Source organism: Paenibacillus aceti (genome assembly GCF_003614185.1).
Classification (GTDB): Bacteria; Bacillota; Bacilli; order Paenibacillales; family Paenibacillaceae; genus Fontibacillus; species Fontibacillus aceti.
This window is the reverse complement of record NZ_KZ987724.1, coordinates 1,413,305-1,433,557: the sequence shown is the minus strand read 5'-3', so window position 1 is coordinate 1,433,557 and position 20,253 is coordinate 1,413,305. Positions and strand designations below refer to the sequence as shown.

The following is a 20,253-nucleotide window of genomic DNA, read 5'->3' as shown; positions in this document are numbered from 1 at the left end:
GAGCTAAATCCAGGCTTTAAGTGGCTAATTTGGCTGAATAGCGTTACCCGGTTTCGTTTACAATTTTCGAAGGCCCTTTTTGGCGTGAACAGCTTTACTACGTTTCGTTAGAGTTTGTCATTACTTGCTCAATCTCTCATACTTTTATTTTGCCACTTGGCGACTTATAATCTATATAATCAACTTGAATCGGCATCGAAGGTTTGCATTTAAAAAGGGTAATTTTACCAGAGGGGCGGGAAGAGAGCTGGCCAAATCAAAACCATTTATTGTGGGGATTGCAGGTGGTTCGGGGAGTGGAAAGTCCACTTTCTGTGAGATATTAGTTCAGGAGCTGAAAGATTATCAGGTCGCGGTCGTCTCAACAGACCAATTTTTCAAAAGGCCTCTGCCAAAGATAATATCGCCTGTATCCCGTGTGGAATATGATGATTTCAACCATCCGGACGCACTCGACTATAGCAAGTTCAGCGAACATTTACACGAGTTACTCAATGCGGAGCAGCTAGCGGATGTCATTATTGTTGAAGGTATTTTCACACTCTATTTTGAAGAATTAAGACAGTTGCTGGATTTAAAGATCTTTGTGGATCTGGATGCGGACGAACGTATGTATCGCAGGATAAGAAGAAATATGCAAAATTGGGGAGTGAGTATGGAGGAGGTTGCCACTTACTATCTGGAGGCCGCGAAGCATAGAGAAGCAGAGTTTGCGCTTCCTACCAAAAAGTTCGCCAATATCATCTTGAATGGCAACGATCTGCACGGAACATCCAAAGACATTATCACTTATTGGATAAAGAATAGAATTAAAGAAAATAGTAGCTTGTCCTGAATCTAAACAGGTAGGCAGGAGGTATCTCTTAGGCAGAGAGACCTCCTTTTTTTATTTTAGTGGTTGGAATATCCTAACCTCCAGCTTGTTCGAAAATCTCGGATTTGATTCCACCGGAATTATCGAAACCCTATTGAAAAAATTGTAAATTTTTTAATATACTTAATCACGATGGTAATAACCTACAACTTAAAAAAGGGGGGATTATGTTGAAGAAGTACTGGGCCCTGTCCAGAATCGTGTTGAAAAACAACACGGTTTACCAGCTTGATCTACTGGCACGGATCGTAACCACCTTGGTTTCTGTATTCGCCTTACGGCAGGTCTGGACTGCATTGTTTACACAATCGGCTTCTTCTGGAACGATCGGAATGTCGCTTGACTTGATGTTGACCTATGCCACCATTTCAATGATTTTGCAGGCTTTTTACGGTCCTACTATCGTATGGGAGATTAGCCAGAAGATCATGGACGGGAATATTGTACAGGATTTCCAACGCCCATGGGATTTTCAGACATCTATTCTTTTTCGGGCACTTGGCAAGATCTTTGCCGGGGTGATTACCGTGGTCATTCCAATCGCAGTTGTGACATGTCTCTTTTTCCCCATTCAATTGCCGACATCTATTGTTACTTGGATGACGTTTCTACTAAGCATCCTAATAGGCATCATGATTAACTTTTCCCTTCAATTCTTTGTCGGACTGCTTTCCTTCGTATTCGTAGAGGTTTGGGGGTTCGAGATCGTGCTCGGTTTGGTGATTGCCTTTTTCTCTGGAAAGATCATTCCCATCGCGATGTACCCGGAGTTTTTGCAGAACTTGATTCATCTTTTACCGTTTCGCGGTCTGTTTGACATTCCGCTCTCAATCTTTGTTGGAACGGTCGCACCTGCACAATATCTGGACCTTTTAATATTCCAGGGAATTTGGGCTGTCATCCTCATGCTCATCGTTCGTGTGATGATCCGCTACTTCCAAAGATTGCTCGTGGTAGCCGGTGGGTAACCTGGCGGAAAGGAGAGTATATGAGATATCTTTATCTATATTTTAAAATTCAGAAAGCGAATGTTCGTGCACGAATGATGTATCCGTTCAACTTTTTCCTGGGTATCTTTTGTGTCATGTCCTTCGGGATCTTCTCGACCTTGTTCCTATGGGTGCTGACTCAAAGGTTTCCGGTGATCGTAGGCTGGAACTTCTACGAGATTCTGTTCAATGCTTCCTTTAATATGTTTTGCTACTCGCTGGCACTGGCGCTATTCATTCAGTTACAGGATATCGATGTCTATGTGCGGAATGCCGAATTTGACCGGATTTTGGTTCGTCCGATGAACACGCTGCTCCAGTTTGCTTGCAAACGGATTAATTTGAACGGGATCGGTACGGTGGGATATTCATTGATTGTACTGCTGTATGCCGGCTACCATGTACGCGAGTGGGATTTCCTATCCATTGCATCGGCGGTGTTGCTGATTTTCTGTGGACTGGTTACAGCCATCGCTATCCATCTGATGATCGCATCTTTTTCATTCATTACGTTGCAAACTAGAGGTTTTTTTGAAATGAAAGAAGTTGTATATGGAAACGTTTGTGACTATCCACTGGCCGTATTCTCCAGAGGGACGCAATATTTTCTGAGCTTTATTTTCCCGCTGGCTTTTATCGGTTTCTATCCAAGTATGTACTTGCTCGGTAAAACCGGGGGAAATATCTTTGGAGACTATATTCTCATTGCTTGTGTGTGTGGAGCCTTTCTGCTGGCCATTTTAGGCTATGTCATGTGGAATTCGTCCCTCCGCCGTTATTCAGGTGCAGGTTCTTAATAGGAGGTAATGATCTAGAATGATTATTCAAGCGAAACATCTTACCCGCGATTTTAAAATTTACAAAGCCAGAAGCTCGTTTCATATGCTAAATCAAATCCTCCGGCGTAAAGGAGAAATCAAGCGTGTCGTTGATGGAGTTGACTTGGAGATTCAAGAAGGCGAATTCGTAGGTTATCTCGGTCCGAATGATGCAGGCAAATCAACGACCATCAAGATGTTGTCTGGCGTGCTGCAGCCTACATTGGGGGAGATCAGCGTACTTGGCCTTAATCCGTCAAAAGACCGTAAAAAGTATGCTCAGCAAATCGGCGTTCTGTACGGTCAGCGAACACAGTTGTGGTGGGATCTGCCGCTTCGCGATTCGTTTGACCTGCTGAAAGCAATCTATAATATACCGCAGACCGATTTTACCAAGCGTTTACATCGGTTTATCGAGTTATTGGATATGCATGAGTTCATCAACCAGCCCGTCCGCCAGCTTTCACTTGGTCAGCGGATGAAAGGGGAGATGGTGGCGGCACTCATCCACAATCCACGGATTTTGTTCCTGGATGAACCGACCATCGGGCTTGATGTTTTGGCTAAAGACCGGATTCAGGAATTCCTCGCCTATATAAATAAGGAAGAAAAAGTAACGGTTATGCTTACGTCGCACAATATGGATGATGTGGAGCGTCTTTGTAAACGAATCATCCTCATCGATCAGGGTAAAGTGAAATTTGATGGGGCAAAGGATGCACTGCGGGATCTGGTCAAACAAAGCAAACTCCTGATCCTGGAAGTGGCGGCTGGCGATATGAAGTTAAACCACCCACTTCCATATGCCCCCATTAAAGAAGAAGGAAACCGTCTGTTTTTTGAAGTTGCTGATGATGCAGAGGTATCGCAAATCATCGCTGCGTCTGCCCAATCCTACAGTATTCTAAAAGTGGATATCGAGGAACCTAAGATCGATAGCGTACTTAAAGAATTGTATCTGTCCAAAAACTATCAGGCTGCTCCGCGCAGAATGGTCATTGAACCGATAAATCCGTGAACTACCGTAACCTTACGGGTGATACTCGTGTGGAGTCCCCGGGATTAGTAAGATTCCTGCAGATTCGCAGGCTTTCTGGGATATGAGCGCGAGTACCACCTTAGCAGCATACCGAGGAACCACCGAAGGATGAAAAATCCAGTGCGGTGGTTCTTTTTTTCTTGCGTGTCCTGTGCCAGAATGACATAAGGGGGCGATGAAAGAATGTTCCAGGATTTCAAGCTCGTCGACGACCGACCGGTCGCGATACAAGTGAAAGAATACGTCAAACGTTTAATTATAAAAGGGGCGCTTCAAGCGGATCAGAAGCTGCCTTCTACACGAGAGATGAGCGGACTGCTCAAGGTGAGCCGCAACACAGTCATTGCCGCCTATGAAGGGCTGGCGGATGACGGCTTTACGTATGCTATTCCAGGCAAGGGCAGCTACGTGGCTGCGATGGTAGGTCAGTTGGCTGAAGATATGGGCGGGGCTGACGGCTCCTCCACCTGGCAGATTGATTGGAAGGCGAGAATGAACGAGTATGCCACATCAGCTGTAGAGCTCGATATGATGAAGCAGGGCATCCGCGGTCGGAAAGGAACGATCTCCTTCACCAGCATCGCTCCGGATGAGCAATTATTCGATCTCGGTGATGTGAAGCGAGCCTTCATGGATCGGATGTCCATCGAGGGACAGGTGCTGCTGAACTACGGATATGCCAAGGGCTATAAGCCGCTGATCGATTATTTGATGCGCTATATGGAGAATAAGGGCGTCGATGTAAATGGCAAGGATATGCTGATTACGAGCGGTTTTACCGAGGGTTTTGGCATTGTACTGTCGGCACTGCGTCCTGCTGGACGGCGCGGCGCGGCCCTTTGCGAGAATCCGACCCATCATACAGCGATCAAAAATTTGCGGCTGCAGGGTTTCGAGATTACCGGCATCCCGATGGAACGGGATGGTATTGATGTGGAGCAGCTTGAAGCGGTGCTGCAGAAGCGGGCGCATCACTTCGATCTGGCTTACCTGACGCCTTCCTATCACAATCCAACCGGGATTGTCATGTCGGCAGCCAAGCGCAGTGCCGTAGTGAAATTAATGATGCGGTATCAGATTCCGGTGATTGAGGATGGCTTCAATGAGGAACTGCGCTACTCGGGAGCACATATCGCGCCTCTAATGGCGACCGCCGGGCAAGGGAATGGAGTGATTTATATCGGCAGCTTCTCCAAGGTGCTGTTCCCTGGCTTGCGGGTAGGCTGGGTGCTGGGCGACCGGGCGTTGATCGACAATCTGGAGAGCATTAAGCGCGCGCGTACGATTCATACATCAACGATCGATCAATCGATTCTATATCAATATCTACTCAACGGAAACTTCGATAAATATGTGAAAAAAGCACGCACGGAATACAAGCGCAAATACGAGCTGACGAAGGCCTGCTGTGAGACCTATCTCCCCGAGGCACAGTTGTCTGGCGACGGGGGCTTGCATCTGTTCCTTACTTTTCCGTCGAGGGTGGATACCCGTGAGCTGTTGGAGGCATGCACGGAGCGGGGGGTTATTTTTACGCCGGGAGACAGGTTCTTCATTCAGGAGGGCGAAGGGACGAATACATTACGGCTGGGGTTCTCACGAGTTACGGATGAGCATATCGAGCGGGGGATTCAGATTATCGGCGAGCAGGTGCGCCACATTCTTAAGGCATAACGATAATTACGGACAAATGAGGTGTCATGATGAAGATTGGTGTGATTATGGGCGGGATGTCCACGGAGCGTGAGGTTTCTCTGCGGACAGGTGAAGAGATGATACGGCGCTTGGATCGAGATCGCTATGAGGCGGTTCCGATTGTGATCGATCAGGGAGCGGATTTAATCAGACAGGTACAGCAGGCTGGCATTGATCTGGCGCTACTGGCGCTGCATGGTCAATATGGCGAGGACGGCACAGTGCAGGGAGCGCTGGAGACACTGGGCATTCCTTATACCGGCAGCGGTATTCTGGCAAGCAGTCTGTGCATGAATAAACAATTGTCCAAAATGCTGCTGAAGGCAGCGGGCGTCAATACGCCGGCAGGCCTGTGCTGGCAGGGGATGGATGATTATGATCCGCAAGCGGTGGAACGGATGGGTTATCCGGTGATCGTGAAGCCGAATACGGGGGGCTCCAGCATCGGTATTCAGCTGGTGCATAATGAGACAGAGTTGCTGGCAGCTGTGCAGGAGTCTTGCAGATTGGATCAGACCATCCTGATTGAAGCCTATATTCAAGGGACAGAGATTACCTGCCCGATTATGGACGGTGAGTTGCTGCCGATTATCGGCATTCGCTCCGCCCATTCGGAGTGGTTCGATTACACGGCAAAATATGAGGTCGGTGGTGCGGAGGAGAAGGTGATCGAGCTACCTCCTGCTACCGAGCAGCGTGTGCGTGAAGCGGCGCTTGCCAGCTACCGACTGCTGCAATGCAAGGTTTATGCCCGGGTCGATATGATCTTGTCTGAGGGTATTCCTTATGTGCTGGAAGTGAACACCTTGCCGGGGATGACCGCAGGTAGCCTGCTTCCGAAGAGTGCGGCAGCCGCAGGTATGACTTTTACGCAGGTGCTCGATCGTATCATTGACAGTTCGCTTCGTGAGCGGGGACAGGAATGGGGGAAGCTACAGCATGTATAGTAAAAAAGGTGCAGGACAATTTTTGTCCACTTGCGTACAGGACATTCGTCCCTCAGGAATTCGCGCTTTCTTCGATTTGAATACATCGGATGGGGATACGATCGCGCTTGGTGTTGGAGAGCCGGACTTCGTGACACCACAGCGGGTGCGCGAAGCCTGCATTCAGGCCTTGCGCGAAGGGAAGACGAAGTATACCTCCAACGCTGGTATGATGGAGCTGCGTGAGGAGCTCGCGGCTTACTTGGCTAATAGCTTCGCGCTCTCCTATGACCCCTGTCACGAAATGTTCGTGACGGTCGGGAGCAGCGAGGCCGTGGATCTGGCGCTGCGGGCAGTGATTAATCCGGGCGATGAGGTGCTGATCCCGGCGCCGAGCTATATTGCCTATGAACCGATAACTTGTCTACATGGCGGTAAAATCATCGAGGTGGCGACAACGGCAGAGCAGGGCTTCAAGCTGACCGCGCGGGCGCTGCAGGCGGCGATTACGCCGCATTCGAAGGTTTTGATGCTCAATTATCCGTGTAATCCGACCGGAGCAGTAATGAATGAGCAGGATTGGCAGCCGATTGCAGAGCTTGTGATCAAGCATAATCTGGTCGTCATTTCGGATGAAGTCTACGCTGAGCTGACTTATGGGAGACAGCATGTCAGCATCGCTTCCATGCCAGGCATGAAGGAGCGCACGATTGTCATCAGCGGCTTCTCCAAAGCGTTCGCCATGACTGGCTGGCGCGTAGGCTATGCCTGTGGTCCGCGTGAGTTGATCGCCGGCATGCTGAAGATCCACCAGTATACGGCCATGTGCGCCCCTACGCTTGCACAAGTCGCTGCGCTTGAATCCTTGCGTTATGGCTTGACGGCCAAGGATGAGATGATGGCGAGCTACAATGAACGCCGCAAGCTGTTCGTGGCAGGGTTGAACGCCATCGGGCTGACCTGCCATGAGCCTGAGGGAGCATTCTATGCTTTCCCATCCATTGCGGCTACCGGGATGTCCTCGGAACAGTTCGCTCTGCGGTTGTTGAACGAAGCGAAGGTGGCGGTTGTGCCGGGACATGTGTTCGGATCAGGCGGCGAAGGCTTCATTCGCTGCTCGTATGCAACCTCGCTCGTCGATCTGGAGAGAGCGCTGGAGCGAATGGGTCGATTCGTACAGGTGATGCAGCCGGTTTGAGGAGTGAATTTTGAAAATGTGGCGTTGGCTAGGAACTAGTTTGTATTTACGCAGCTATTTTCCGATTCTAGCTTCAAATATTCGAAATAAGTGTATTTCAGCAGCTATGCAACCTGAGAAGCAATTACACCACGTTATACCGTTATACGAACTCCTTTACAATACCCAGTATCGAGAAGAGAGCCTTGATTCTGGGTATTTTTGCACCCCAAAATCCTACTTTTCTCCTTAACTCTAGCAGCGAGCATATCGATGACTACAAAACTCGACAAATATTGCAAATATGATAGATTACAAGATGTCCGCAAAAATAAAAAGCGGGTTCTAGCTGCTAGATTCAAAGAAACTAGCTTCATATCAAGGAGGGAGAACATATTGAACGGTAAACAACTGTATCGTTATTTGAAAACTATGAACCAATTATAAATATGGGTTTAATCTATTTTTTAACAATTTTATACCAAAAGACCGATATATATATTAAACAGGAGGGAGGATTCATATGCAGAAAACAAAACATGGAAAAGGCATGAAGGTGCTGGCCAGTCTATTCATCAGCTTGAATGTACTTGCGGTTTCTAGCATTTCTTATGCGGCAGCGGGCGAACTGAGTGATATTGATGCCGGAATCGCAGGCCTTAGCTATGATCGCCATGCCGTGTTAGCGGCAAACGGGGATCAGATCAACAGCTTTATTCCTAAGGAAGGCATTCAATCGAATGGCAAATTTATCGTGGTTGAACGTGAGAAAAAATCAATCTCCACTTCACCCGTAGATGTCTCGATTATCGATTCCATGACAAGCCGCACCTATCCGGGGGCTATTCAGCTGGCCAATCAGGCTTTTGTGGATAACCAGCCAGACTTGATCATGACGCAGAGACAGCCTTTGGAGATTAGCATTGATCTGCCAGGATTGAGAAATGAGAATACCATTATGGTTCAAAACCCAACCTATAGCAGTGTAAACGGCGCGGTGGATCAGTTGGTATCGACTTGGGTTGATAAGTATTCAGACACCCATACCTTGCCGGCAAGGCTGCAGTATGCGGAATCTATGGTTTATAGCAAGAACCAGATTTCCAGCGCGCTTAATGTGAACGCTCAGGCACTTACTAATACCCTCGGTATCGATTTTAACGCGGTCTCGAGCGGTGAGAAAAAAGTGATGGTCGCGGCCTATAAGCAAATCTTCTATACAGTGAATGCGGCTCTACCTAACAATCCATCGGATCTTTTTGGTGAAGGTGTGACCTTCGATGAATTGGTTCGCAAAGGGGTTAGCAATGATTCGCCGCCGCTTATGGTATCCAATGTAGCTTATGGCAGAACGATTTATGTGAAGCTGGAGACCACGTCGAAGAGCAGTGATGTACAGGCTGCATTTAAAGCCTTGCTTCAGAACGCTAGCATACAGAGTAGCGGACAGTATCAGGATATCTATGAGAATAGCTCGTTCACCGCAGTCGTATTAGGCGGTGATGCTCAGACTCATAACCAGATCGTCACAAAGGACTTCAGTGTCATCCAGAGTGTAATTAAGGATAATGCCCAATTTAGTCCGCGGAACCCAGCGTACCCGATCTCGTATACGAGTGTTTTCTTGAAGGATAATTCGATTGCTGCGGTTCGTAATAACACGGAATATATTGAGACGAAAACTACCGAATACTCTAAGGGTAAAATAACGCTTGATCACAGTGGCGCATATGTAGCTCAATTTGAAGTGTATTGGGACGAAGTTAGCTTTGATGAAAATGGACAGGAAGTCGTTACGCAGCGAGCTTGGGAAGGAAATTGGCAGGATAAAACCGCACATTTCTCGACCGAGATCCCACTCCCGCCTAATGCCAAAAACATCCGGATTTTCGCAAGAGAATGCACAGGCCTGGCTTGGGAATGGTGGAGAACCGTGATCGATGAACATAATGTTCCATTAAACAGCAACATCAACGTCTCAATTTGGGGAACCACCTTATATCCGTATTCATCCATCACTAGTTAGACATTTTAAAGAGAATCTTCCCAGGGGTTTGGGGAGATTCTCTTTTCTTTACTCGCTATACCTTTATGGTTATCGGTTCCCCTCACGGCTATCCGAGCTGGGCAATCTTAGTGATCTAACAGAGTTAATTCCTCCACATTGATTCATTCAGTTGAATTAATTATACTTATCCATATGGAGTTAATATGGAGGAATGAGACGTGAATTCAAAAATAGGCAATGATATGAGTAAACTGAATGATGATACAGCAAGGACTCGTTTATTGGACGCAGGGTTACGAATTTTTGGATTGTATGGTTTTGAAGGTGTGCGGACGCGGACGCTTGCAGATGAAGCGGGTGTTAACCAATCGGCGATCCCTTATTATTTTGGTGGAAAGAAAGGACTGTATCTAGCAGTTGCCAACCATTTGGCCGAAACGGTACATGAAGATTTTTTGGAAAAAGCTCTAATAGAGGCTGAAGGAAGCGATAGCCTGACCAGAGAAGCAGCAGCAGAATCGCTTAAGACCGTAATGTTTCACTTTTCCAAAGCAATGATCGGCAACAAGGAAGCGAATATAAGAAGCGTCTTTCTTGCAAGAGAGCAGTTACAGCCTACGGAAGCTTATGATATTTTGTATGAAAGGTTTTTTCAGCCCTTGCACCAAATTATCTCAGGCTTAGTGGGGAAATTAATTGCTTTAGACGCAAATGATCGAACAACGCTTTTAATCGCCCATGCCATCGTTGGACAGTCGTTAGCCTTCTCAGTGGCGAAAGAAACCTATCTTCGGCGTCAAGGTATTGAAGATTTGGATGAAGCGCATATTGACTTGATCGCTAGAGAGCTCGGTGAACTGTCCATTCGCATCTGCAACAGGGATTGAAATAAAGTGATGTCCCATTTATTTTGTTTACCAGCTAGCCCGCATCAGCCGCGTAGAATTATGGTTAAGCTCAATCCCTCCGCCTTCCCCTACAATAACCGTTCCACCGAGGTTGATTACCTTCTTGCCAATGGCACAATTGGGTTCAAAGGCAAATACCATCCCTGCTTTTAACTCTGTATCCAAGCCGATCGAGGGAATAGGCATGACTTTGCCGTACTCTTTAGTCTCGGGCAGCCGGGCAATCTCATCACCAACCCCAATAAGACCAAAAGGACTGATGGAATGAATGAGCGGGTGGACATGCCAACCGCCTGCCTCGCGCATCGGTTCATTCATGGCTTTGACCACATCTCCGAATCTGATTCCGTTTCGAAGCATTTTCACGCCATTTTCATAAGATTGTCTTGCTGCCGCTGCCGCCTTCTCGAAATCCGGATGAATGTTTCCGACTGCTATAGAGGGTTGGTGCTGCGTTTCCAGCATCCCCAATGAGGAGAATACCTCGGCCAGAATGATATCTCCTTCCTGAATAACCCGTGGCTGCTCTGGACGGTAGGTCCATGCTGGCAGTCCCCATCCCACAAACTCAGGGCCAGAACCCATCAATATCACCGTTGTGAATCCAACATGCTGAGCGCAGGCAGCCATAGCTGCTGCATAGAGCTCATTTTCACGAACTCCGGGGCGTGTGGCCTCAAGCATGGCTTGACACATTTTTTCCCCAACGTTGGCTGACCACTTCAATACTTCAATTTCCTCTGGACTTTTTACAGAAGTCAACGCAAAAAACTTGTGACCGACCGGTTTAAACGTCGCATTCGGTAATTCCTTCAATATAGTTTGCCACGTGTTATAGGGCATGGCACCGTCGAAATAGTAGGGAGGATAAGGCTCAAGTCCAATGACGCCGAAATTTCCGTTTTTTAGTCCGATGTCTTTTATAATTTGAACAATAGTAGTTCCCATCTTTCCAACATACATATTTTCCGGACGTATCCAGCCTTGTGAATTCGTGTATCGAGCCTGGATATGATCCTCAATAGCCGTGACTAAGAATACAACAGAGATCGGTTCTTCATTTTTGGGAAAGATGACAATGGAGCCCGGACGTTCATTCGTAAAGTATGCATCGGGAGCAAAGGTGGCAGGGAAGGCGCCTTCTCTATCCCCATAGACGATTAGGGCATCCACATGTTCTTCTTCCATCAGTTGGTTTGCAATGCTCCATCTACGATTTCGTTCAGAAAGCGAATAGGCAGGAAATTTCATTTCAAGAACGGTCACTTCAATTCCTCCTTTGAATGGTTACTCTCTACTTAGAGTTCATTGCTGTTCCTTGCAAGCTAAGTATAATCCATCCAAATGATTAATTCAATCAAATGAATTAAATTATATTTATTATTTATCTAATTCCTCAGGTGAGGAAATATCTTCTTGTCCATTTTTTCTCAAAATCTTGGTAAGGTAGAGAATAGTAATGGATAAGAGGTGATGAGTTATGATGACAAAGAAACGTTGTTTGTTCTGTGATGAGATCGTGGCGACGAAACCGGAAGGGGATTACGATAGATATATGAGCTGTTCCTGTGCGCCGGGCGGGTCCTATAGACTTCGGCGGGACAGCTACGAACCGATTAATTCGTTACCGCATCCACAGAAGCGCGGCATGCTTCATATCGTATCGGCTTATATCCGTGAGCTGACGGATCGAGATGAAGAGATGAGTTTGTCCGTCGAGGATCTGGAGTCTATTGTTAATTCGCCGACGATTCCTGTAACTATAGACAATAAAGCTAATCGGCTTCTTCAGTATTTGTACAGGCATGCTGAGGGAGCAGGAGAATCCGTTATTATTCATCCGTTGGCCAGTAATTATAATCTGACGTATTCTCCCAATCTGCAGGAGCTGGTGTTCATTATTGATAAGCTGCGAAATGAGCAGTTGATTATCAGAGAGGGGACGAGCTTCCAGCTTACGGAGCAAGGTTGGCGCGAAGCGGCTGCCATCCAAGGAGGCAAGAAGCTGAAGCCATGCACGATTCTTATCGCTGATGATGAGGATTTGAGCACGGAGTGGCAGGAGAGACTGTTGCCTATCATCGAGCAGTATGGATATCTGCCGCGCTTGCTAACTCATGCAAATACGAGAACTCCATCCAGTGAGAAGTATTCCCTTGAACGGATCGCGGAGAGTAAGCTGATTATCGCGGATTTAACGAGTCAATCTCCCGAGATGCAGTTAACGGCAGGCTATGCGCTCGGTCTGAATATCCCGGTGATCTGGACCGTGAACAGCAGAAATGCCGATCATATACTTCCTATAAGCATTAAAGAAATCCGTCCTATTGTCTGGGATACGGCTGAAGAGCTAGCCGTGATTCTGCAGCAAAGGTTAAGTTAACATGGCTCATGAATGAACAGAACTCAGGAATGACAAGCTAAGGAAGTGGTTACATCTTATTTTCCAGAGGGAGGATATGTGCTATGGCTCATCAGAAGAGAAGGAAAGAAGCTGCCTGGAAATCTCGGAAGCAAGAACAACATCCTCATGGCAAGATCAAATCGCTCAAGGAATTGTCCAACGAATAGGGCAAAGGATGTACTCCATGCAAGAAGAAAACTGTCGGAGATTTCTCCGGCAGTTTTTTTATGCAATTCACCCGTTTCTGGTTCGATCGGTATGGGAATAAAGTCTAATATTTATTTTTTAATCATTTATGAGTGTAAATGACCGGTTTGTAAGGTATGATTACTTCATTCATAGTGGAATTAAATTGCAGAGGAGCAAGGAGGTTATCCATGAAAAATCCAATATCAGGCATGATTATGGCATTATTCGCTATTTTCTTATTGGCAGGTTGTAATGGGAGCCCAAAAACGAAATCCCCAGAGTTAAAATTAGAAGGTAACTGGGAGCTTGTCGCTGATTCCTCATCGGCAGGTTGTTTTTCCAGATTGAAATTTCTTGAAAATCCTGCTTCCAAGCAGGACCCCATATCTGTACATGAAACCTCAGGAGATACTACGAAGATGTGGATTGGAGAATACGAGTGGGAGGGGGACGATCTACGGGAAATAAGAATATAGAGATCAATGACTCTCGTTAATATAGGTGCAGAAATACACAACGTTGATATAGTAATAGTTGTATATTTGCATTTATCAGCCAGTCAGATATAACGAAGCGCGGTCAAATTCTGACCGCGCTTCATCGTTGACTCGAAATACCTGGTAAGCGAGTGAATTATATGACGACACTTAGCAATAGAATAACGCCTAAGCCGACGACGGAAATAATCGTCTCAAGCAGCGTCCAGGTTGCAAACGTCTCTTTCATGCTCAAACCGAAGTATTCCTTGAACATCCAGAACCCGGCATCGTTCACATGCGAGGCAATAACACTACCCGCTCCGGTTGCAAGGACGACGAGCGCAAGGTTCACATCAGATTGTCCAAGCATCGGCAGAACCAGACCGGTAGTCGTTAGGGCAGCGACAGTTGCAGAACCCAAGGAGACACGCAAGATGGCAGCGATGATCCAGGCCAGCAAGATCGGCGACAATGAAGTGCCTTGGAATAATTCAGCGACATAGTCGCCAACGCCACCGTCAATTAATACTTGCTTGAAGGCGCCGCCCCCGCCGATGATCAGGAGCATCATGCCGATATTGGAGATTGCAGTGGCGCAGGATTCCATGACATTCTTGATCGGAATCTTGCGGGCCAATCCCATCGTATAAACAGCGACCAATAAAGAGATCAACATGGACACATCCGCATTGCCGATGAATTCGATACCTCTCAGCAGGGCATTCTCTGGAAATCCTATCGTTTTTTGCAGCAAAGTAATGATCGTACCGATGGACATCAGGATAACAGGGAGTAGAGCGGTAAATACACTAATACCAAACCCAGGTGTATCCTCAAGCTTAAATTCCTTCTGTTCGCCGAGTGAACGGATATCTCCAGTCTTCGTGAAGGCTTCAGGCACCAGCTTCTTAGCCACCTTCGTGAATAAAGGGCCGGCGATAATGACCGTTGGAATAGAGACAATCAATCCATACATCAAGACATGACCCAGGTTCGCGCCAAGTTCACCAGCGATCGCGGTCGGTCCGGGATGCGGCGGCAAAAATCCGTGCGTCACCGACAGAGCCGCTCCCATCGGAATACCGAGATACAAGATGGAAACCTTCAATTCTCTGGAAATCGCAAAGATAATCGGAATTAATAATACTAAGCCTACTTCGAAAAACAAGGCAATACCTATAATAAAAGAGGCCGTTACTACCGCCCATTGAATATTCTTCTCACCGAATTTGTTCACTAGAGTCATGGCGATACGCTGTGCGCCACCGGAATCGGAGAGCAGCTTCCCTAGCATCGCACCGAGACCAAATATGAGCGCTAAATGCCCAAGTGTGCCGCCTAATCCCGACTCAATAGTTTTTACAATATTATCTAATGGGATGCCCAGGGCTAGAGAAACGCCGAAGGATACAATAATTAATGATACGAAGGTGTTCAATTTAAAGAACATAATTAAAATAAGTAAAGCGACTATCCCAAAAGCTACAATGAGTAATGGCATCGTAATTTCCCCTTATTGCTTAGATTAGTTGTCTTAGATCAAGCTTCTCTGATAATCGGTAATTCGTGTATATTCATCGGTTAACACTCTCGACAGGCTGATGAATATCGGCAGTAATTGTCTGTATTCTTTTACCGCTTCTTCTCTTGGTGTATGTCTGTAGGTGCTGCCGATCATTTGCTTCACGATGTCAAAGGATTCAATCTGCCCTGTAGCGTAAAGCCCCAGTATACATGCCCCGAGACAAGAGCTTTCGTAACTCAGTGGAACGACGACCTCGGATTCGAATATATCGGACATCATTTGCCGCCATACTTCAGATCTGGCAAAGCCCCCGGTAGCTTGAATCCGCGTGACCGGTCCCTCCATGCACTCAGTCAAGGCCAGAAACACAGTGTATAGATTATAAATAACCCCTTCCAGAGCCGCGCGAATCATATGCTCTTTCTTATGAGACATGGCCAGGCCAAAGAAGGAGCCGCGCACTTTGGGATTCCATAGCGGAGCGCGTTCACCGGCGAGATAGGGGTGAAAGATCAGGCCATCTGCTCCAGGTCTTACACGCTCAGCAATCTTGGTAAGTACATCATATGGATCAATGCCTAGTCTTTTAGCCGTCTCTACTTCGGAGGAAGCAAGCTCATCACGAATCCAACGGAGAACCATGCCGCCATTGTTCACAGGCCCGCCAATCACCCAATGCTTTTCCGTTAAGGCATAACAGAATATTCTCTCTTTCTCATCGGTTTGTGGCTTGTCTATCACAGTTCGAATCGCGCCGCTTGTCCCAATCGTGACGGCGATCTCACCTTTCCCAATCGCATTTACCCCTAGATTAGACAGCACCCCATCACTGGCACCGATTACGAACGGGGTCTGCGGATCAATCCCCATCCTTTGGGCTAGAGCCGGGTTGCAATTGCTGTATATCTGGGTGGTCGGCACGAGTTCGGATAATTGAGCACGAGTGATGCCGGCGATGCTTAGAGCTTCTTCATCCCAATCCAAGGTGTACAGGTTCATCATTCCCATGCTTGAGGCGAGGGAGTAATCGATTACATATCGATCGAATAATTTTTTGAAGATATATTCTTTGATTCCGATATATTTATTTGCCTTCGTCGCGATTTCCAGCCGATCATTCACGATCCAGGTAATCTTGCTTAACGGTGACATCGGGTGGATCGGAGTGCCTGTCCTTCTATAAACTTCATGACCATTCAATTCCTCTTTAATCTTCTGAGCCCATGCTTCACTGCGATTATCCGCCCAGGTGATACAAGGCGTCAGCGGCTGGTCATCCTCATCCATCGCAATCACACTATGCATCGCGCTGCTAAATGAGATAAACGAAGGCTTTTTATCCGGATGATGTAAAGTTATGTTTGAAGTCGCCTGCAGCACGGCCTGAAAGATCTCTTCCGGATCTTGCTCCGCTGTGGACATATCCGGGGTGTGCAGCGGGTAACCGATATTCTCCGTTTGGATGACTTCACCTTGCTCGGTGAACAATACCGCTTTGGTGCTTGTAGTGCCAATATCTATCCCTAACATGTAGCTATTCATGCTGTCGTTCTACTCCTTTAGATAACATTTGCTGCGATCTCCCGAGGACATCGACTTACTCCTTCTCCTGAGCAATCATAAAGCTCGTGATTAGAATAAAGCTTTCCATAACAGGTTTTAAATTATTCCAGATTCTCATTAATCTACTGATGCTTAGACAAATGGTACCGCTTACGATAGCGCGGAAACGTCAACATCTCACCTCTTTTGCCATTCAGGTATACTTGTATACAAGTATTATACTCTTGATTTTTCATTATGCAAGCGTTTTATTGCCGTATATATGAGTGAAAAGTAGAGAAAAGGTGACATTTGTCATATTAAATCATGCTTCTTATCACTTGGAATACGAGTTTTCCCGGCGTATGATAATTTCAGTGAAATGTGAAATTCAAAAAGGAGCGATCTTATGGTACGAATTGATGAAATTGAGTCGGGTATATTTCGTCTATCGATCTTCTCAACAGAATCCGGATTTCAATACAATGTGTTTTTAGTGCGGGACGAGGAGCCTCTTTTGTACCATACAGGCCCTAAGTCACTTTTTCCGCAGTTCAGTCAAGCTGTGGATAATCTAATAGATCTTAACGATTTACGGTGGATTAGCTACAGTCATTTCGAGTCGGATGAGTGTGGGGCGCTCAATGGATGGCTCACGATTGCACCTCAAGCAGAGGCGATCATCGGTATGGTGGGGGCGGCGGTCAATGGGGAATTTGCGATTAGACCTATTCGTCCGCTTCAGGACAATGAGGTATTCAGTACCGGGAAAAGAAGCTTCCGCTACTTGCGCACGCCACATCTCCCGCATGGGTGGGACGCCGGATTCCTCTTTGAAGAGACTGGACGGATTCTCTTTACTTCGGATTTGTTCCATCAGAACGGCGATGTAGAGCCCATTACTGAAGCTAGTCTAGTAGATCGGTTTCAACACGTGCTGCGAAACTTTCAAGGCCCTTTTTCCAACTATATCCCTTATACCTTGCACACGGAGCAAATGCTGCGCCGACTAGCAGATTTACAGCCTAAGACACTAGCTGTTATGCACGGCTCTTCCTATAAAGGCGATGGCAAAAGAGCAATAGAAGAGCTTATTCAAGTATTTAAGGAAAATCTCTAACGAAACGAAACTATCGGAACTCAAGATTAGCTTTCAACTTATCGTCTATTATTGGCGTGTCTAGCCCGCTTTTTTCTATCAATTGATTGAATTGTTGGGGGAGGGGAGTCAATTGGAAAATAAGAAGTGGATGCTTCTTCTACTTGCCGGATGGATCACATTAGTCGCAGGTCTATTCTTAAGTGGGCTTTCCGGTGATGCTGTTGGACAGTGGTTCGGTTTCTCTATTCGATCTCAACAACTCGTCCAGGGGTTTGTCATGAGCGTGCTCGTTGTTCCTATCACTCTCTATTTGTATCAGCGTGTCTATCGGATGGCAGGGGGGAAGCCCGAGACGCCGGAATATTCCTGGAAAAGGCTACATCACTTGATTATCGGGATGTTCCTGGCGATTGCACTTGTGTCACTGAGTGTTCTTATAGCCTGTTCCCTGGGGTGGATTGATACAGTCAAATGGAATCCTCTTGAACAGTGGTCGGCTGCCCTACTCTTCAATATAGTATTTGCTTTCTTCTACGAAGCTTTGCCAGAGGAGTTGGGATTGCGAGGAATGCTGTATGATATCCTGCGTCATCGATTTTCCGCCTGGTTATCCGTATTGCTCCAAACCTTGCTATTTGTGTCCTTCCCTGTAGCCGTTAACCTGCTACAAATGCTCGTTGGCTTTCCACCAGGAGGACCCCTTAGCATCGGTTATATCATTTTAATTTTTTGCTTCGGAATATGCTTGCAACTGCTTCGTCTTTGGACTAGTAGTCTCTGGGCATCGATTGGTTTTCACCTGACTTACCTGGAGATGATGAGGTTTGTAGTTTCATCGAATCAAGAAGGTAAACCGGCAATTATCAACTTCCACGAATCGACGCCGGAATATTTCGCGTTACTCTCTGTCACTATGATAATTATAGGGAGTATCCTCGTGTCACTCGTTATCCTGGGGGCGAAGCACTTTATACGGAGAAATCAAAGGGTCGGACTACAGGATATAGCATAGTCCTCTTTCTGGAGTAATCATCCGGCTCATCAATAAAGGAGTGGCGTATTTCTTATCTAAATAATTTAATCAGGAAAAAAATCAAAACGAGGATTCCAACGGCAATAAGTAGGCTAGCCGCATTCCAGAGAATTTCCCTAAAAGAACTGTGACCCATTCTATGCTTCTCTTCATGCTGTTGTTTGTGTACATGAGGATCATACTGTCCAGGGGGATTGCGAAAGTCCATCATAAGGAGTGCTCCTTTCAACAGCTTTTTACTTATTATAACATTATGAATGCGCTTAGAATATGGCTATGGTACATTATAAGTGCTTATGTGCAACTATATCGATGCATTAGCCTCGCTTCAGAGGATATAGCTGCATCTATAGTAACCACCTCGGGGAGGCAATCGACAAGTATAGATTTGGAGGCAGGTAAATGAACAAAAAGCTGGTATTGGTATTCATCTCATTAATTATGCTATGTTCCATAACCGTCTCATGTACAAGTCAGCAGGATAGTCAGCAACAAGCGATCACATCAAGAGCCCGCATTTGAGCCACTAAGGCTTATGCGGGCTTCTGTGTTTTTTACTACTTGCTGGAAAGAAAAAAATTCTGGATTCAATGTCGATTTCCTCTTTCGTTGTTCGTTGTTTAGATAACAGCCAAGTTTCTACGACGCTGAGAAATAGTTTTCAAAATATAAAAAAGGAGAAATCACCGATGTATTCAGTAATTTCAAAGGATGGAACATCCATTGCTTATGATCGAGTGGGTCAAGGACCACCACTCATATTGGTAGCGGGAGCCTTCAGCTATCGTAAATTTCCTGGCCAGGTGCAGCTTGCAAATCTGTTGTCAGAGCAGTTCACAGTCTACAATTACGATCGCCGCGGTCGTGGTGATAGCGGGGATGCATCCTCATACGCGATCGAGCGAGAGATCGAGGATCTACAGGCGATGATTGATGAAGCCGGGGGTTCAGCTTATGTGTGGGGATTGTCATCCGGGGCAATTCTAGCTTTGCAGGCCGCAGCGAGGGGGGCGAATATTAAGAAGCTTGCCTTGCACGAGCCTCCCTTTGTCGTCGATGATGCTGGTCACAAACCGCCAGAGGATTTCGGCAAGCAAGTATCCGCACTGATGTCCTCGAATCGGCGAAGCGAGACTGTTAAATATTTTATGACCAAGGGAATGGGGGTGCCTTCATTTGTGGTTAGTATGATGCGAATGATGCCGGGCGTGTGGTCCAACCTGACTGCGCTCGCTCATACGCTGCCTTACGACGCGGCTTTGCTTGATGGATATATGGATGGAAAGGCTCTGCCGCAAAAATTGTGGGATACGGTTAAGATACCAACGCTTGTTATTGAAGGAACCGAGAGCCCAGTTGCGTTACGCCATGCAGCCCAGGCGCTGACGGATGTACTTCCGAATGCCCGGCTGTTAAGTAAGAAAGGGCTCGGTCATACGAAAAAACTCAATACCAAACAGGTTTCTTCTGAGCTTGAAGCATTTTTTAGCGCTAAGTAATTAGACGTCCATGCCATCAACACCCTTGAATAAATGATTCTAGTAA

Annotated in this window: 18 protein-coding genes; 15 read left to right on the top strand and 3 right to left on the bottom strand. The window is 46.6% G+C overall.

The features are described 5' to 3' along the window. Window positions 1-124 precede the first annotated feature (124 nt). The 9 genes from BFJ94_RS06395 (at window position 125) to BFJ94_RS06355 (ending at window position 10,413) form a co-directional block, all read left to right on the top strand. Complete coding sequence (locus BFJ94_RS06395; RefSeq protein WP_120461910.1) at window positions 125-835, top strand: AAA family ATPase; 711 nt, start codon at window positions 125-127, stop codon at window positions 833-835. A gap of 206 nt (window positions 836-1,041) precedes the next feature. Next, window positions 1,042-1,842, top strand: a complete 801-nt coding sequence (locus BFJ94_RS06390; RefSeq protein ID WP_120461909.1) for an ABC transporter permease — start codon at window positions 1,042-1,044, stop codon at window positions 1,840-1,842. Window positions 1,843-1,862: 20 nt separating this feature from the next. Beyond that, the gene (locus BFJ94_RS06385; protein WP_120461908.1) at window positions 1,863-2,660 is read left to right on the top strand and encodes an ABC transporter permease; all 798 of its coding nucleotides are present in this window, start codon (window positions 1,863-1,865) and stop codon (window positions 2,658-2,660) included. A gap of 19 nt (window positions 2,661-2,679) precedes the next feature. Then, the gene (locus BFJ94_RS06380; protein WP_120461907.1) at window positions 2,680-3,699 is read left to right on the top strand and encodes an ABC transporter ATP-binding protein; all 1,020 of its coding nucleotides are present in this window, start codon (window positions 2,680-2,682) and stop codon (window positions 3,697-3,699) included. 204 nt (window positions 3,700-3,903) lie between these two features. Then, the gene (locus tag BFJ94_RS06375; protein WP_120461906.1) at window positions 3,904-5,394 is read left to right on the top strand and encodes an aminotransferase-like domain-containing protein; all 1,491 of its coding nucleotides are present in this window, start codon (window positions 3,904-3,906) and stop codon (window positions 5,392-5,394) included. Between the two features lie 29 nt (window positions 5,395-5,423). Continuing rightward, a complete protein-coding gene (locus tag BFJ94_RS06370) occupies window positions 5,424-6,362 on the top strand; it encodes a D-alanine--D-alanine ligase (protein ID WP_120461905.1) in 939 nt (312 codons plus the stop codon). Next, complete coding sequence (locus BFJ94_RS06365; RefSeq protein WP_120461904.1) at window positions 6,355-7,539, top strand: aminotransferase class I/II-fold pyridoxal phosphate-dependent enzyme; 1,185 nt, start codon at window positions 6,355-6,357, stop codon at window positions 7,537-7,539. The genes BFJ94_RS06370 and BFJ94_RS06365 overlap by 8 nt, the downstream gene beginning before the upstream one ends. 502 nt (window positions 7,540-8,041) lie before the next feature. Next, window positions 8,042-9,544 (top strand): thiol-activated cytolysin family protein, encoded by a 1,503-nt coding sequence (locus tag BFJ94_RS06360; RefSeq protein ID WP_120461903.1) that lies wholly within the window; start codon window positions 8,042-8,044, stop codon window positions 9,542-9,544. Between the two features lie 200 nt (window positions 9,545-9,744). After that, window positions 9,745-10,413, top strand: coding sequence for a CerR family C-terminal domain-containing protein (locus BFJ94_RS06355; RefSeq protein ID WP_120461902.1), 669 nt, complete (start codon window positions 9,745-9,747; stop codon window positions 10,411-10,413). 27 nt (window positions 10,414-10,440) lie between these two features. Here the strand turns inward: BFJ94_RS06355 and BFJ94_RS06350 are convergent, their stop codons facing one another. Continuing rightward, window positions 10,441-11,700 carry a M24 family metallopeptidase gene (locus BFJ94_RS06350; protein WP_229717030.1) on the bottom strand — a complete coding sequence of 420 codons (1,260 nt, stop codon included), beginning with the start codon at window positions 11,698-11,700 and terminating at the stop codon, window positions 10,441-10,443. A 214-nt stretch (window positions 11,701-11,914) separates the two neighbouring features. Between BFJ94_RS06350 and BFJ94_RS06345 the strand changes: the two genes are divergently transcribed. The 3 genes from BFJ94_RS06345 (at window position 11,915) to BFJ94_RS06340 (ending at window position 13,503) form a co-directional block, all read left to right on the top strand. Beyond that, a complete protein-coding gene (locus BFJ94_RS06345; RefSeq protein WP_229717029.1) occupies window positions 11,915-12,817 on the top strand; it encodes a hypothetical protein in 903 nt (300 codons plus the stop codon). Window positions 12,818-12,900: 83 nt separating this feature from the next. Then, window positions 12,901-13,005 (top strand): DUF6254 family protein, encoded by a 105-nt coding sequence (locus BFJ94_RS25780; protein WP_229717028.1) that lies wholly within the window; start codon window positions 12,901-12,903, stop codon window positions 13,003-13,005. Between the two features lie 210 nt (window positions 13,006-13,215). Then, window positions 13,216-13,503 (top strand): hypothetical protein, encoded by a 288-nt coding sequence (locus BFJ94_RS06340; RefSeq protein ID WP_120461901.1) that lies wholly within the window; start codon window positions 13,216-13,218, stop codon window positions 13,501-13,503. Between the two features lie 157 nt (window positions 13,504-13,660). Here the strand turns inward: BFJ94_RS06340 and BFJ94_RS06335 are convergent, their stop codons facing one another. Continuing rightward, complete coding sequence (locus tag BFJ94_RS06335; protein WP_120461900.1) at window positions 13,661-15,007, bottom strand: GntP family permease; 1,347 nt, start codon at window positions 15,005-15,007, stop codon at window positions 13,661-13,663. 33 nt (window positions 15,008-15,040) lie between these two features. Beyond that, entirely contained in the window at window positions 15,041-16,573 is a 1,533-nt protein-coding gene (gntK, locus tag BFJ94_RS06330; RefSeq protein ID WP_120461899.1) for a gluconokinase, read from the bottom strand. Window positions 16,574-16,982: 409 nt separating this feature from the next. Between gntK and BFJ94_RS06325 the strand changes: the two genes are divergently transcribed. From BFJ94_RS06325 to BFJ94_RS06310, 3 genes are all read left to right on the top strand, one after another. Continuing rightward, entirely contained in the window at window positions 16,983-17,693 is a 711-nt protein-coding gene (locus BFJ94_RS06325; RefSeq protein ID WP_120461898.1) for an oxygen-binding di-iron domain-containing protein, read from the top strand. Window positions 17,694-17,805: 112 nt separating this feature from the next. Further along, a complete protein-coding gene (locus BFJ94_RS06320; RefSeq protein ID WP_229717027.1) occupies window positions 17,806-18,687 on the top strand; it encodes a CPBP family intramembrane glutamic endopeptidase in 882 nt (293 codons plus the stop codon). Between the two features lie 710 nt (window positions 18,688-19,397). Further along, entirely contained in the window at window positions 19,398-20,207 is an 810-nt protein-coding gene (locus BFJ94_RS06310; protein ID WP_120461896.1) for an alpha/beta fold hydrolase, read from the top strand. Window positions 20,208-20,253 lie beyond the last annotated feature (46 nt).